This window comes from Ensifer sp. ENS06, assembly GCF_014852205.1.
GTDB classification, from domain to species: Bacteria; Pseudomonadota; Alphaproteobacteria; order Rhizobiales; family Rhizobiaceae; genus Ensifer; species Ensifer adhaerens.
In genome coordinates this window covers 14,936-27,466 of the sequence record NZ_JACVBC010000014.1, presented here as the reverse complement: position 1 = coordinate 27,466, position 12,531 = coordinate 14,936, and the positions used below count along the sequence as shown (strand labels likewise).

At 63.7% G+C, this 12,531-nt stretch carries 13 protein-coding genes; 8 read left to right on the top strand and 5 right to left on the bottom strand.

All coding sequences use genetic code 11. The features are described from left to right. The first annotated feature begins 15 nt into the window (after positions 1-15). From cobT to IB279_RS30430, 3 genes are all read left to right on the top strand, one after another. The gene (gene cobT / locus IB279_RS30440; RefSeq protein WP_034806554.1) at positions 16-1,911 is read left to right on the top strand and encodes a cobaltochelatase subunit CobT; all 1,896 of its coding nucleotides are present in this window, start codon (positions 16-18) and stop codon (positions 1,909-1,911) included. A gap of 185 nt (positions 1,912-2,096) precedes the next feature. After that, positions 2,097-3,101, top strand: coding sequence for an esterase-like activity of phytase family protein (locus IB279_RS30435; protein ID WP_112771827.1), 1,005 nt, complete (start codon positions 2,097-2,099; stop codon positions 3,099-3,101). Between the two features lie 270 nt (positions 3,102-3,371). Beyond that, positions 3,372-3,824: a GNAT family N-acetyltransferase gene (locus IB279_RS30430; protein ID WP_181529551.1), complete on the top strand. Its 453-nt coding sequence runs from the start codon at positions 3,372-3,374 to the stop codon at positions 3,822-3,824. Between the two features lie 103 nt (positions 3,825-3,927). Here IB279_RS30430 and IB279_RS30425 read toward each other — a convergent pair whose 3' ends face one another. Further along, positions 3,928-4,569, bottom strand: a complete 642-nt coding sequence (locus IB279_RS30425; RefSeq protein WP_034806565.1) for a VUT family protein — start codon at positions 4,567-4,569, stop codon at positions 3,928-3,930. Between the two features lie 171 nt (positions 4,570-4,740). Beyond that, the gene (gene rpmB / locus IB279_RS30420; RefSeq protein WP_034806568.1) at positions 4,741-5,031 is read right to left on the bottom strand and encodes a 50S ribosomal protein L28; all 291 of its coding nucleotides are present in this window, start codon (positions 5,029-5,031) and stop codon (positions 4,741-4,743) included. Positions 5,032-5,418: 387 nt separating this feature from the next. On the opposite strand from rpmB, the gene IB279_RS30415 reads away from it, so the two are divergent. Further along, complete coding sequence (locus IB279_RS30415; protein WP_034806574.1) at positions 5,419-6,195, top strand: DUF3108 domain-containing protein; 777 nt, start codon at positions 5,419-5,421, stop codon at positions 6,193-6,195. 97 nt (positions 6,196-6,292) lie between these two features. After that, entirely contained in the window at positions 6,293-7,183 is an 891-nt protein-coding gene (locus tag IB279_RS30410) for a DMT family transporter (protein ID WP_112771828.1), read from the top strand. Positions 7,184-7,195: 12 nt separating this feature from the next. Here IB279_RS30410 and IB279_RS30405 read toward each other — a convergent pair whose 3' ends face one another. Both IB279_RS30405 and gloB read right to left on the bottom strand, forming a co-directional pair. Then, a complete protein-coding gene (locus IB279_RS30405; RefSeq protein WP_112771829.1) occupies positions 7,196-7,633 on the bottom strand; it encodes a cupin domain-containing protein in 438 nt (145 codons plus the stop codon). Further along, a complete protein-coding gene (gloB, locus tag IB279_RS30400; protein WP_112771830.1) occupies positions 7,633-8,403 on the bottom strand; it encodes a hydroxyacylglutathione hydrolase in 771 nt (256 codons plus the stop codon). The genes IB279_RS30405 and gloB overlap by 1 nt, the downstream gene beginning before the upstream one ends. Positions 8,404-8,484: 81 nt before the next feature. Between gloB and IB279_RS30395 the strand changes: the two genes are divergently transcribed. The 3 genes from IB279_RS30395 to IB279_RS30385 all read left to right on the top strand — a co-directional run bounded on the left by IB279_RS30395 (position 8,485) and on the right by IB279_RS30385 (position 11,425). Further along, positions 8,485-9,249: a class I SAM-dependent methyltransferase gene (locus tag IB279_RS30395; protein WP_089044490.1), complete on the top strand. Its 765-nt coding sequence runs from the start codon at positions 8,485-8,487 to the stop codon at positions 9,247-9,249. Between the two features lie 146 nt (positions 9,250-9,395). Beyond that, positions 9,396-10,502 carry a histidinol-phosphate transaminase gene (hisC, locus tag IB279_RS30390; protein ID WP_034806587.1) on the top strand — a complete coding sequence of 369 codons (1,107 nt, stop codon included), beginning with the start codon at positions 9,396-9,398 and terminating at the stop codon, positions 10,500-10,502. After that, positions 10,502-11,425, top strand: coding sequence for a prephenate/arogenate dehydrogenase family protein (locus IB279_RS30385; RefSeq protein WP_034806590.1), 924 nt, complete (start codon positions 10,502-10,504; stop codon positions 11,423-11,425). Before hisC ends, IB279_RS30385 begins: the two co-directional genes overlap by 1 nt. Before the next feature lie 62 nt (positions 11,426-11,487). On the opposite strand, the gene IB279_RS30380 is transcribed toward IB279_RS30385, so the two are convergent. Then, positions 11,488-12,498, bottom strand: coding sequence for a DUF2125 domain-containing protein (locus IB279_RS30380; RefSeq protein WP_034806594.1), 1,011 nt, complete (start codon positions 12,496-12,498; stop codon positions 11,488-11,490). Between the last annotated feature and the right edge of the window lie 33 nt (positions 12,499-12,531).

Here is a 12,531-nt window from a genome sequence, read left to right as displayed (position 1 = left end):
GAAGAAGGAACTGTCGTGAGCTCGAATTCGAAGGCAAAGCCAACCACGCGCGAGAATGCTGCGGAACCGTTCAAGCGGGCGCTTTCCGGCTGCATCCGATCGATCGCGGGCGATGCCGAGGTGGAAGTCGCCTTCGCCAACGAGCGGCCGGGCATGACCGGCGAACGCATCCGTCTGCCGGAACTTTCCAAGCGCCCGACCCTGCAGGAACTTGCCGTGACCCGCGGGCTCGGTGACAGCATGGCGCTGCGCAAGGCCTGTCACGATGCGCGGATCCACGCGACCATGTCGCCGCAAGGGGCGGACGCCCGCGCGATCTTCGATGCGGTGGAGCAGGCTCGTGTCGAGGCGATCGGGTCGTTGCGCATGGCGGGTGTCGCCAAGAACCTCAACGTCATGCTCGAAGAGAAATACGCCAAGGCGAATTTCGCAACCATCGAGCGCCAGGCGGACGCGCCGCTCGGCGAGGCCGTAGCGCTGCTGGTGCGCGAGAAGCTGACGGGCCAGAAGCCGCCGGCGTCTGCCGGCAAGGTGCTCGACCTCTGGCGCGAGTTCATCGAGGGCAAGGCTGCCGGCGACATTGAGCACCTGTCGTCGACGATCAACAACCAGCAGGCCTTTGCCCGGGTCGTTCGCGACATGCTGACCTCGATGGAAGTCGCCGAGAAATACGGTGACGACGACAACGAGCCGGACGAGCAGGAAAGCGAGACCGACGAAGACCAGCCGCGCAGCCAGGAGCAGGACGAGAACGCCAGCGACGAGGAAGCCGGCGACGATGCCGCACCCGCCGACGAGAACCAGGCTGCCGAAGAGCAGATGGAAGAAGGCGAGATGGACGGCGCGGAGATCTCCGACGACGATCTCCAGGACGAAGGCGACGAGGACAGCGAAACGCCCGGCGAGGTCAAGCGTCCGAACCAGCCCTTCGCCGACTTCAACGAGAAGGTCGACTACGCCGTCTTCACCCGCGAGTTCGACGAGACCATCGCCTCGGAAGAGCTTTGCGACGAGGCCGAGCTCGACCGGCTGCGCGCCTTCCTCGACAAGCAGCTTGCCCATCTTCAAGGCGCGGTCGGCCGGCTTGCCAATCGGCTGCAGCGCCGCCTGATGGCGCAGCAGAACCGCTCCTGGGAGTTCGATCTCGAAGAGGGCTATCTCGACTCGGCGCGACTTCAGCGCATCATCATCGATCCGATGCAGCCGCTCTCCTTCAAGCGCGAAAAGGACACCAACTTCCGCGATACCGTCGTGACGCTGCTGATCGACAATTCCGGCTCGATGCGAGGCCGTCCGATCACGGTTGCGGCCACCTGCGCCGATATCCTGGCGCGCACGCTCGAGCGCTGCGGCGTCAAGGTCGAGATCCTCGGTTTTACCACCAAGGCGTGGAAGGGTGGGCAGTCACGCGAGAAGTGGCTGGCCGGCGGCAAGCCACAGGCCCCGGGTCGCCTCAACGACCTGCGACACATCGTCTACAAGTCTGCCGACGCTCCGTGGCGCCGCGCACGACGCAATCTGGGCCTGATGATGCGGGAAGGCCTGCTCAAGGAAAACATCGACGGCGAGGCGTTGATTTGGGCGCATGAGCGGCTGATGGCGCGGCGCGAACAGCGGCGCATCCTGATGATGATTTCGGACGGCGCGCCGGTCGACGACTCGACGCTGTCGGTCAATCCAGGAAACTATCTGGAGCGTCACCTGCGCGCGGTCATCGAGCAGATCGAAACGCGCTCGCCGGTGGAACTGCTGGCGATCGGTATCGGCCACGACGTGACGCGCTACTATCGCCGTGCCGTCACCATCGTCGATGCCGATGAGCTTGCCGGCGCGATGACCGAACAGCTGGCCGCACTCTTCGAGGACGAAAGCCAGCGCCGCGGTTCTTCGCGTCTTCGCCGCGCCGGGTGATGCTTCCCCCTTGGGGGCGGTGGAACATCGCCTGCGAGCTGCCAATCGGCACCTGCACGCATCGCTGGCGGCCGAAGTCAATTTACGGACATAGTTTTACAGTCTACCAAGCTACCATGCGTGGCGGGCTCACTGTGAGCGCACGCCGCGTCATTCCCGATGCCCCCCTGAAGGTACTTCTCTTGATGCTTGGCCGCGGTCTCCTAGCCCTTTTCCTCCTGGCTTCGGCCTGCCCGGCATGGTCCGCTTCCGATAGCGAAGACCTGCCGATCCGCAGCCGCCAGATCAGTAATTTCGCTGTCGGCTCCAGCGCCACCCGGTTTGGCGCCCTGGAGTTTCTCGGCGGTCTGGAGATGACCTCGTCAAATCCGCTGTTCGGCGCGGTTTCGGCAATCCGCTTTCGTCCTGACGGCAGCTCTTTCGTCGCCGTCATGGATACCGGCCACTGGCTGGAAGGTGCGGTAACCCGCGACGAGCAGGGTCGGCTTTCCGGTATCACCAACCTGACCGCCACGCCGATGGCGGATCGTAACGGTGATGTCGGCCTGGCGAAATGGAAGGTGGATTCCGAAGGGCTTGCCCTTCGAGAAGGCCAGGCGATCGTCAGTTACGAGCAGGCCCATCGCATCGACATCTATCCGGATCCGGGTTTTGCCGGCTCGAAGCCGATCGGAAGCCTGGCATTGCCGTTTCCGATCAGCGAGCTGCGCAGCAACGCCGGCATTGAGACGATCGCGGTCTCGCCGAAGGACAGCCCCCTCGCGGGCGCCATGATCGCCATTGCCGAACGCAGCGTCGACAAGGCGGACAATCTTTTGGCCGGTATCCTCGACGGGCCACAGCGCGGCGCATTCAGCGTCGTGCGCAAGGATCCCTATGCGGCAACCGATGGCGCCTTCCTGCCGAACGGCGACCTCTTGCTGCTGGAGCGACGTTTCTCCTTCGGCTCGGGTCTCGGCATGCAGATCCGTCGGGTCCCAGGCGATAAGATCAAGCCCGGCGCGGTCGTCGACGGCGAAGTCCTCTTCGAAGCGGACATGGGCTACCAGATCGACAACATGGAAGGCCTCGACGTCGTCGTGCGTCCCGACGGCGAAGTGCGGGTCATCGTCGTCTCCGACGACAACCATTCGATCCTCGAGCGCAACCTGATGCTGGAGTTCCGGCTCAACACCGCGCTGACACAGTAAGCCAGCCAACTCCTGAACAGTGCGATCCGCCCGATCGTGTGGAGATCCGGCCAAGAGCCGGTGAAGGATCGAGCCGTCTCGCTCGGCGCGGCTGCGCAGAGGCCCGAACAAGCCCGTCCGATGCTTGACGGTGTCCCGGCAAAGGCCTATTGGCCGATTGTCCGTTGAAGGAGATTTATGCGCAGAGGCTGAAAATTTACCCGCATTCGCGGTTGTTCAAGGCGCCGAACAGGCGTCCCTCTTGATGCATATCTATTGAACGGAAAAACCATGAAAAAAATGGATGTGATGATCCGCGCCTATCGTGCTGCGGATTTGGAAGAACTGTCGGCCATCTGGTTCGAGGCCTCGATAACGGCGCACGCATTTGTCGGCGAGGCGCGGTTGCGTGAACAGCGCCTGTTGATCGAGACCGTCTATCTGCCGAACGCGGAGACTTGGGTCGCCATCCGGGGCGGCGAACCGGCCGGGTTCGTCAGCTTGCTCGACGATTTCATCGGTGGGCTGTTCGTCTCGCCGCGACACCAGGGTGCCGGCATCGGCCACTTGTTGGTTTCGCATGCCCTGCAGCTGAAGGGGCAGCTCCGCTTGGAGGTCTACACCGCAAATTCGCAGGCCTATGCCTTCTACGAGAACCTCGGCTTTGAAGAACAGTCCCGGCGGTCGGAAGACGACGAAGGGCTGCCATTCGAAAACGCTCAGATGCTTTTGAAGCAGCGCTAGAAGGTGAGGCGCGGGGAAGGGCGGCTGCTGCTCTTCCCCGCGCCTTGCAATCGACGCCCGGTCGCCGCTTCGGCGCGGGCCGAGGCGTGCCGGCAGGCGGCCCTTAGGCCGCCTGCTTTTCCGCAGCGGGCATGGGCTTCACGATGCTCATCAGCGCGCCATAGGGGAGCAGCATGACGAGGCCGCAGAGGATCTTCACGCTCAAGTCACCGACCGCCCAGGAGATCCAGCGCGGTGCTTCAGCCGCAAGTACGCCGAGGAGCGGTGCGGTTTCCAGCGCAAAGCTGTCGTTCGGGCCGAAGAACACGAAGAACGGTGCGAACGCAAAGGAGAAGAACATTGCGGTATCGAGCGCCGAGCCGATCAGCGAGCCTGCGAGCGGCGCATGCCACCAGCTCTGACGGCGGAGCCGGTTGAACACCGAGATGTCCAGGAGTTGACCGAACAGGAAGGCCGAGCCCGACGCGATAGCGATGCGCGGCGTGGCGGCGACGATGGAGAGCAGAATGGCGACGATGAAGCCTGCGACTACCACGCGGCGCGCGATGCGCGGCCCGAACTGGCGGTTGGTAAGGTCGGTCACCAGGAAGGCGAAGGGATAGCTGAAGGCGCCCCAGGTGAGGAGATCGCCGAGCTGCATACCGGCAATCGAGCCCGGCAGCGGAAACTGAACGAGGATGTTCGAGGCGACGACCACGAGGGTCATCAGCGCGACATAGACGAAGAAAGTGCGGTTGATCAGCATTTTTTTATCCTGGGGTATGCCACCAGCTAGAGGGATGAAAGCAGGGCAGTGCACCCGGCCGATGAAGGCAAAAGCGCGTATCGGTTAAGAAACGTGCGCACGAGAAAAAGGCTTGCCGGATGAACCCGCAAGCCTTTTAAACGCGTGTCAAAGACGGTGCGCTGGCGCCGATTAGGCGGCTTCAGCAACCTTCTTGACGATCTGGCGACGCAGCAGGCGAGCGCGCATGCTCAGCTCGTTCTCGTCCGACTTCAGCAGGAAGGCGTCGAGGCCGCCACGGTGTTCAACCGAGCGGAGAGCAGCTGCGGAAACGCGCAGGCGGTAGCGCTGGCCGAGAGCATCGGAAATCAGCGTGACGTTGCACAGGTTCGGAAGGAACCGGCGCTTGGTCTTGTTGTTGGCGTGGCTTACATTGTTGCCCGACTGGACGCCCTTGCCGGTCAATTCGCAACTACGGGACATGGTACACCTATTCTCTTTATCGCCGCCGGACAATGCGGTAGCGGGCCCAGAGCCCAGGCCGCGTTCCTAGGCCATTATTGGAAAGTCGCGGTTCTATAGTCAGAGACGGCCCGCCCGTCAAGCCAAACCTCTTGCATTCTCGGAAAACCGCGGTTTTTCCCGGCCGATCTGCCCATGCGAAGCGCTGTCCGGGCAACAATAATGGTGCGTGAGACCCATTCCAAGCGGTTTTGCTATGCGCTATTTCTTGACCGAGGACACACGACGGTTTGGTTCCGTGATTGGACCGACCGCGTAGCCGGCGACAGCGAAATGGCGCAGAAAAGCCGTAAACACCCTGCATTTCAGGGTATTGCGGCGATGTTCAAGTGATGGATTCCTAAAGGCATGAAGTTGCGAAATGGCTTTCGCGGGGCAATGCTGCTTTCGGCGGTCTTGTTTTCCACAGCATCATCGGCCGCCGATGCCGAGCATCTGACGGATTACAGCATCTCGCTGTCCGGTCTGCCGGTGGCGCGCGCCTCATTCCACACCGAGGTTCAGAAGAATCGCTACACGATATCGGGGACGCTGAAATCGGCGGGCCTGCTCGATATCCTCAGCCGCACGTCGGGCCAGACACAGGTTTCCGGCGTTGTCGACAAGGATTACCTGCGCGCGTCGCAATATTCGATGTCCTATCGCAGCGGCTCGAAGAGCCGGGCGATCAGCGTTACCTACCGCAACGGCAATGTCGTGCATGCGAGCATGACGCCGAAGCGCACGCCTTTGCCGAAGAACTGGGTGCCGGTCACCTCGCGCGACATGCGCAACGTTCTCGATCCGCTTTCGGGGCTGATCATTCCGGCGCAAGCGCGCGTCTGCCCCAACACCCTGCCGATTTTCGACGGCGAGTCGCGGCTCGACATCAAGCTTTCGCCGAAGGGCACCAGGCCTTTCAAGACGAAGGGCTTCGAAGGCGAGGTGATCGTCTGCGGCATCCGCTTCGTGCCGAAGGCCGGCTACAAGAAGGGCCGCGAGGACGTCGAATATCTGCGGCGACTGCAGACGATGGAAATCTGGTTCGCCAAGGCTGAGACCATGAATGTCTATGCCCCCGTCTATGTCCGCATCCCCACCAAGCTTGGGCCGGTCACGGTCTCGGCGACGCGATTTGGTGGTTGACGCGCGATCGCGTGCAACTAAAAGGTTAAATACCAGCAAGCACCGTGATTTTGACGGCGCAGGTTTCCGTTGAGAGAAATCGCGCCCGGGGACGACTATGAAACTCAAGGCAACTCTGATCGGTTTTTCGGCCATCCTGATGTGGTCGCTGCTCGCGCTGTTCACGGCGGCATCGGGCAAGATGCCGCCGTTCCAGCTTTCGGCAATCTGTTTCCTGATCGGCAGCCTGCCCGGCCTTGCGGTGCTTGTGGCAAAACCGGAGCGCCTGGCGCTGCTCAAGCAGCCGGCGAAGGTCTGGATCACGGGCATTGCCGGCCTCTTCGGCTATCACTTCCTCTACTTCACGGCGCTGCGCAATGCGCCGGCGGTGGAGGCCGGGCTGATCGCCTATCTCTGGCCGCTCTTGATCGTTGTCGGTTCGGCACTGCTGCCGGGGGAGCGGCTGCGCTGGTATCACATCGCCGGCGCGCTTGCGGGCCTCGTCGGCACGATCCTGATCGTCGCGCGCAACGGCGTCGCCTTCGACGATGCCTATCTCATCGGCTATGGCGCGGCCTTCCTCTGCGCCTTTACCTGGTCGGGTTATTCGCTGATCACACGCCGCTTCGAGGCGGTTTCGACCGATGTGGTCACCGGCTTCTGCCTTGCCACCTCGATCCTGTCCTTCGTCTGCCATCTCGCGCTCGAAACGACGGTCTGGCCGGCGACGACCTTCGAGTGGCTGGCGGTCGCGGGCCTCGGCCTCTTGCCGGTGGGGGCGGCCTTCTATGCCTGGGACTTCGGGGTGAAGAACGGCGACATCCAGCTTCTCGGCGTTTCGAGCTATGCAGCACCGGTGCTCTCGACGCTGATCCTGATCCTCTTCGGCTTTGCCGAGCCATCCTGGCGCATAGCGCTTGCCTGCCTGTTCGTCACCGGCGGGGCGGTGCTCGCCGCCCAGGATCTGATTTTGCGCAAGGATGCCGCAGTCACCCAGCCGGCGGAGTAGTCCGAAAGATCGCTATCGGGTCGGCGGCTGCCAGTCGGGGGCTGCCATCTCGAAGGCGGCAAAATCGAAGGCCGGCGCGACCGTGCAGCCGACCAGCGTCCAATCGCCGAGCGAGGCAGCCGACTGCCACCAGTTGGCCGGTACTACGCCCTGCGGCCGCTCACCGTCCCGGATGTCGGGCCCAAGCCGCAACGTCTCGGCGGGCTTGCCGTCCTCGGCAATGCTGAGTTCGAGCGGCGCGCCGGCGTGGTAGTGCCAGATCTCGACGGCGTCGCGGACGCGGTGCCAGTGCGAACGGTCGCCACGCTCAAGCAGATAATAGATCGCCGTCGAATGGCCCCGCGGGCCGCCGGCCGTGTCACGGAAGGTCTCGATGTACCAGCCGCCCTCCGGATGGCGTGTGAGGGCGAGCGTCTCGATGACCTCTTCCGCCGTCTGTGCTTCAGCCATCAGAAGTTATCCTTCCGCTTGCGGATTTCCGCAAAGACCGCGGCATCGTCGGCATCTCGCAGGCCGAGATGGGCGCGAATGCCGGGATCGGCGGCGCGCAGGAACGGGTTCGTACGCTTCTCCAGGCCGATTGTCGTCGGCGCGGTGAAGCCGCCGTCGCAGCGGATTTCCTCGATCTCGGCAGCGCGTGCCTTGAGTTCGGCATTGTCGGGATCGACGGTGACCGCGAAGCGGGCATTGGAGAGCGTGTATTCGTGGCCGAAATAGACGGTCGTGTCGTCCGGCAAGGCCATCAGCCGGCTGAGAGACTGCCACATGGTCGCCGGCGTCCCCTCGAACAGACGGCCGCAGCCGAGCGCAAAAAGCGTGTCGGCGGCAAAGAGCAGCTTGTCCTGTGGAAAATGGAAGCAGATATGGCCGGCGGTATGGCCGGGTGTTTCGATCACCTCGACGTTGCGGCCCGCAAACTCGAAGCGTTCGCCATGACGCACCGTCTTGTCGAGGCCCGGAATTTTCGCGGCCTCGTTGAACGGACCGATGATGATGGCGCCGAAGCGGGCTTTCAACGCGTCATTGGCCGCGACGTGGTCGCCATGATGGTGCGTCGTGAGAATATGGCTGAGCGTCCAGCCGCGGCGTTCCAGCGCCTCCAGGATTGGCGCCTCCTCGGGCGCGTCGATCGAGGCGGTCAGGCCGCTTTCGGGGTCGTGGATCAGCACGCCGAAATTGTCGGTGCGGCAGAGGAAAAGATCGAGTTCGAGCGCGGCCATGGCAGGTCCTCCGGTCAGGAGAGGGGAGATGCTGCCGAATGTAGCGAGCCTTACCTTGAAGTCTACCGCTTCGAAGCTAACATGTTGCGAATGCATACCGATATTGTCGACCTTCGCGAATTCTATCACTCCGAGCTTGGCCGGATGGCGGAGCAATCCGTCACCATGGCGCTTTCGTCCGTCTGGGCGCGGCTGCCGGACGAGCGGCTGGTCGGCCTCGGCTATGCCGTTCCCTATCTCGAGCGGTTCCGCAAGGACACGGAGCGCACCTTCGCCTTCATGCCTGCGGGCCAGGGCGCGGTGAACTGGCCGGTTGCCGAGCTTTCCTCGACGGCGCTGGTGTTCGACGAGGAATTGCCGCTGCCGGACGCATCGATCGACCGGGTGCTGATGGTGCATTCGCTGGAATTTGCCGAAAGTCCGCGCGAGACGATGAAGGAGATCTGGCGGGTGCTGGCGCCGGGCGGCCGGCTCGTGATCGTCGTGCCCAATCGACGCGGCGTCTGGGCACGCATGGAGCATACGCCCTTCGGCTCCGGCCGACCCTATTCGCGCGGGCAGCTGACGGCGCTGTTGCGCGAGACCAACTTCACGCCGGGGGCTACGGCCGACGCGCTGTTCTTCCCGCCGTCGAAGCTCCGGGCGATCCTGCGGCTGCGCCGAGGCTTTGAGCGGCTCGGCCGCTGGCTCTGGCCAGTGTTCTCAGGCGTCATCGTCGTCGAGGCGCAGAAGCGGCTTTACCAGGGGCTGCCGGTCGCAGCGCGCGCGTCCCGCCGTGTCTTCGTGCCGGTGCTGGCGCCGCAGGGCGTGCCGAGCACACGCGAACGGCCACGCCTCACCCGATAAGGCGCTGCGTACAGGCGGCGGACCCTCGACAAAAGCCGCTTGCGCCGGTAATGGCTTGACCTCTTTTCCTGCCTATAGCGCCCCGCGCCTCCCAAGGCGCGACAAAGGTCGCTGTGGCACCTTGATGGCCATAGAAAGCTGACCCGATGAGCCTTGCTTCGAAGAGCCCTGAGCCGCGTCCCGGCATCCTTGACATTGCCGCCTATGTGCCGGGCAAGGAGCATGCGCCGGGTGTCGCCAAGGTGCATAAGCTCTCGTCGAACGAGACGCCGCTCGGTGCCAGCCCGAAGGCGATAGAAGCCTTCCAGGCGATGGCCTTCAATCTGGAGCGCTATCCGGACGGCCAGGCGCGGGCGCTGCGGGAGGCAATCGGGGCCGTTCACGGGCTCAATCCGGCAAACATCATGTGCGGCAACGGCTCGGACGAACTGCTCGGGCTGCTGTGCCACACCTATCTCGGCCCCGGCGACGAAGGCATCATCACCGAGCACGGTTTCCTGGTCTACAAGATCCAGATCCTGGCGGCCGGTGCGACGCCCGTGACCGTCGAGGAAAAAGATGCACGCGTCGATGTGGACGCCATCCTTTCCGCGGTCACCGAGCGGACCAAGATGGTCTTTCTCGCCAATCCCGCCAATCCGACCGGCACCTATATCCCGGTCGACGAAGTCCGCCGGCTGCATGCGGGCCTGCCCGAGGGCGTGCTCCTGGTGCTCGACGCCGCCTATGCCGAATATGTGCGCCGCAACGACTATGCCGCCGGTCTTGAGCTCGTCTCGGCCAGCCGCAACGTGGTAATGACCCGCACCTTCTCGAAGATCTATGGTCTTGCCGGCCTGCGCATCGGCTGGATGTATGCGCCGCCGGAAGTGATCGACGCGGTCGACCGTGTCCGCGGGCCGTTCAATCTCAGTGCGCCTTCCATTGCGGCGGGTGCGGCGGCGATCCGCGATCAGGCTTTCGTCGCAACGGCTGTCGATCACAATCTCACCTGGCTTGCCCGCGTTGCCGAAGCGCTCGAGGCGATCGGGCTCCGCATCACGCCGTCGGTCACGAATTTCGTGCTGATCCATTTCCCCGACGAGGCCGGCAAGCGGGCGGAGGAGGCCGATGAGTTCCTGACCCGCCGCGGCTATATCCTCAGGGCAGTCCGCAGCTACGGCTTCCCGAATGCCTTGCGCATGACCATCGGCTCCGCGGAAGCCAACGAGGGCGTCATCGCGGCGCTGACCGAATTCATGGGACGGAAATAATGGCTCAGCAGTTTGAAACGATCGCCCTCATCGGCATTGGTCTGATCGGCTCGTCGATCGCGCGCGAAATCCGCGAGAAGCAGCTCGCCGGCACGCTCGTGGTCTCCACGCGCAGCGAGGCGACGCTGAAGCGGACGCAGGAACTCGGGCTCGGCGATCGCTATACGCTGTCTGCGGCGGATGCCGTTCGCGACGCGGATCTCGTCATCGTCTCGGTACCGGTCGGCGCGTCCGGCGCTGTTGCCGCCGAGATCTCAGCGCATCTGAAGCCAGGCGCCATCGTCACCGACGTTGGTTCGACCAAGGGTTCGGTGATCGCACAGATGGCGCCGCACTTGCCCGAGAACGTGCATTTCGTGCCGGGGCATCCGATTGCCGGTACCGAGCATTCCGGCCCGGATGCCGGCTTCGTCGGCCTCTTCCGCGGCCGCTGGTGCATCCTGACGCCGCCCCCTGGCGCGGATGAGGAAGCGGTGGCGCGGCTGCGGCTTTTCTGGGAAACGCTCGGCTCGATGGTCGAGGAGATGGACGCCGAACACCACGACAAGGTGCTGGCAATCGTTTCGCACCTGCCGCACATCATTGCCTACAACATCGTCGGCACGGCTGACGATCTCGAGACCGTTACCGAATCCGAAGTCATCAAATATTCGGCTTCGGGCTTCCGCGACTTCACGCGTCTGGCGGCATCCGACCCGACCATGTGGCGCGACGTCTGCCTGCACAACAAGGATGCGATCCTGGAGATGCTGGCGCGGTTTTCGGAAGATCTCGCCTACCTCCAGCGGGCGATCCGCTGGGGCGACGGCGACAAGCTGTTCGATCTCTTTACCCGCACCCGGGCCATTCGCCGCTCGATCATTCAGGCCGGCCAGGACACGGCGATGCCGGACTTCGGTCGCCATGCCATGGATCAGAAATAGCCTGAGCAGATCAAGGAAGACCGTGGAGCGGTCTTCCTTCCTGTGAGGTGTATGACCGTAGCCTAGAGGGTCGGCAGGACGCCGATCGGGATGAAGGCGAGGAATGCCGTGCCGTCGCGCACGTTGAGCTTCACGGTCGCCTCGTTCTTGCCGTTGGCGAGAGCCTTCAGCATGTTGGCGGTGTTGTCGACGAGGTTGGCATCATCCGGGATCAGGGTGACCAGATTGGCGCGCCAGGCCTCGATATTGGTCATCGTCAGCGAGAACTCGCCAGAAATCAGTCCCTGATCATTGACCGAGAACGGCCCGGAAAGCTTGGCGTTCATGCCCGAGCCGAGGTCGAGGGTGAGCTGTCTCAGCTCGCCCTTGCTGCCGCGAAACATCTCGGGCGTCGGCGGGGTTGTCATCCATCCGGCCCGGTCGGTGAAGGTCAGGTCGGCGGCGACGGTCGCCGGCGGTGCGAGGCTCGGGCCTTCCTCGGGCCGAACGTCCAGTTTGTCGACGCTCAAGGCGGCGTCGAGATCCGCGCCGTTCTGGCGCAGGTGCAATTCGCCGTGGCTGGCGCCGAAGCCAAATCCGTCGCCTTCAAGCGGCAATCGCAACCGGCCCGTCAGGTTGTCGTAGGTTAGCGACGTGCGGTCAACGCCGGACAGGGTCGCGCGCACGCTCGCATGCAGCAACGTCCAGTCGGCGAAGATGTTGAGGCCGGGGGAAGCCCGGATCTCGGCCGGGCCGTCAAGCTCGATCACCGCATGGCCCGGCTGGTAGACCTGGGCAGCGGTCCTCAGCGCTCCGAACGAGGCCGAGGTGCCGTTGCGGGTGTCGTCCAGATGGACCTTGTCGCAGAAGAGGCCGATGCGGAACGGGAAGCCGCGCACGTCCATGTTGGTGCATTCGCCGCCGAGGCCGGCCGCCTGTCCTTCAGCGAGGCGGGTCGCAAGCCGCTTCTCGATCTGGTCGGCGGCGAGAAACCAGCCGGCCGAATAAACGCCGGTGACAAGCACGATGCCTGCCAGGAGCCAGCGGAATTTCCGGCTGACCGGCGATGGGTTGGAGACTGCGGTGGCCGACATGGGCGGGGGTACCTCATTCAAAACAGGATGGAG

What these genes read in the sequence shown, in the direction of transcription:
- IB279_RS30435 (WP_112771827.1), top strand. Translation starts at nt 2,097, where the DNA reads ATGCTTGGCCGCGGTCTCCTAGCCCTTTTCCTCCTGGCTTCGGCCTGC.
- IB279_RS30430 (WP_181529551.1), top strand. Translation starts at nt 3,372, where the DNA reads ATGAAAAAAATGGATGTGATGATCCGCGCCTATCGTGCTGCGGATTTG.
- IB279_RS30425 (WP_034806565.1), bottom strand. Translation starts at nt 4,569, where the DNA reads ATGCTGATCAACCGCACTTTCTTCGTCTATGTCGCGCTGATGACCCTC.
- rpmB (WP_034806568.1), bottom strand. Translation starts at nt 5,031, where the DNA reads ATGTCCCGTAGTTGCGAATTGACCGGCAAGGGCGTCCAGTCGGGCAAC.
- IB279_RS30415 (WP_034806574.1), top strand. Translation starts at nt 5,419, where the DNA reads ATGAAGTTGCGAAATGGCTTTCGCGGGGCAATGCTGCTTTCGGCGGTC.
- IB279_RS30410 (WP_112771828.1), top strand. Translation starts at nt 6,293, where the DNA reads ATGAAACTCAAGGCAACTCTGATCGGTTTTTCGGCCATCCTGATGTGG.
- IB279_RS30405 (WP_112771829.1), bottom strand. Translation starts at nt 7,633, where the DNA reads ATGGCTGAAGCACAGACGGCGGAAGAGGTCATCGAGACGCTCGCCCTC.
- gloB (WP_112771830.1), bottom strand. Translation starts at nt 8,403, where the DNA reads ATGGCCGCGCTCGAACTCGATCTTTTCCTCTGCCGCACCGACAATTTC.
- IB279_RS30395 (WP_089044490.1), top strand. Translation starts at nt 8,485, where the DNA reads ATGTTGCGAATGCATACCGATATTGTCGACCTTCGCGAATTCTATCAC.
- hisC (WP_034806587.1), top strand. Translation starts at nt 9,396, where the DNA reads ATGAGCCTTGCTTCGAAGAGCCCTGAGCCGCGTCCCGGCATCCTTGAC.
- IB279_RS30385 (WP_034806590.1), top strand. Translation starts at nt 10,502, where the DNA reads ATGGCTCAGCAGTTTGAAACGATCGCCCTCATCGGCATTGGTCTGATC.
- IB279_RS30380 (WP_034806594.1), bottom strand. Translation starts at nt 12,498, where the DNA reads ATGTCGGCCACCGCAGTCTCCAACCCATCGCCGGTCAGCCGGAAATTC.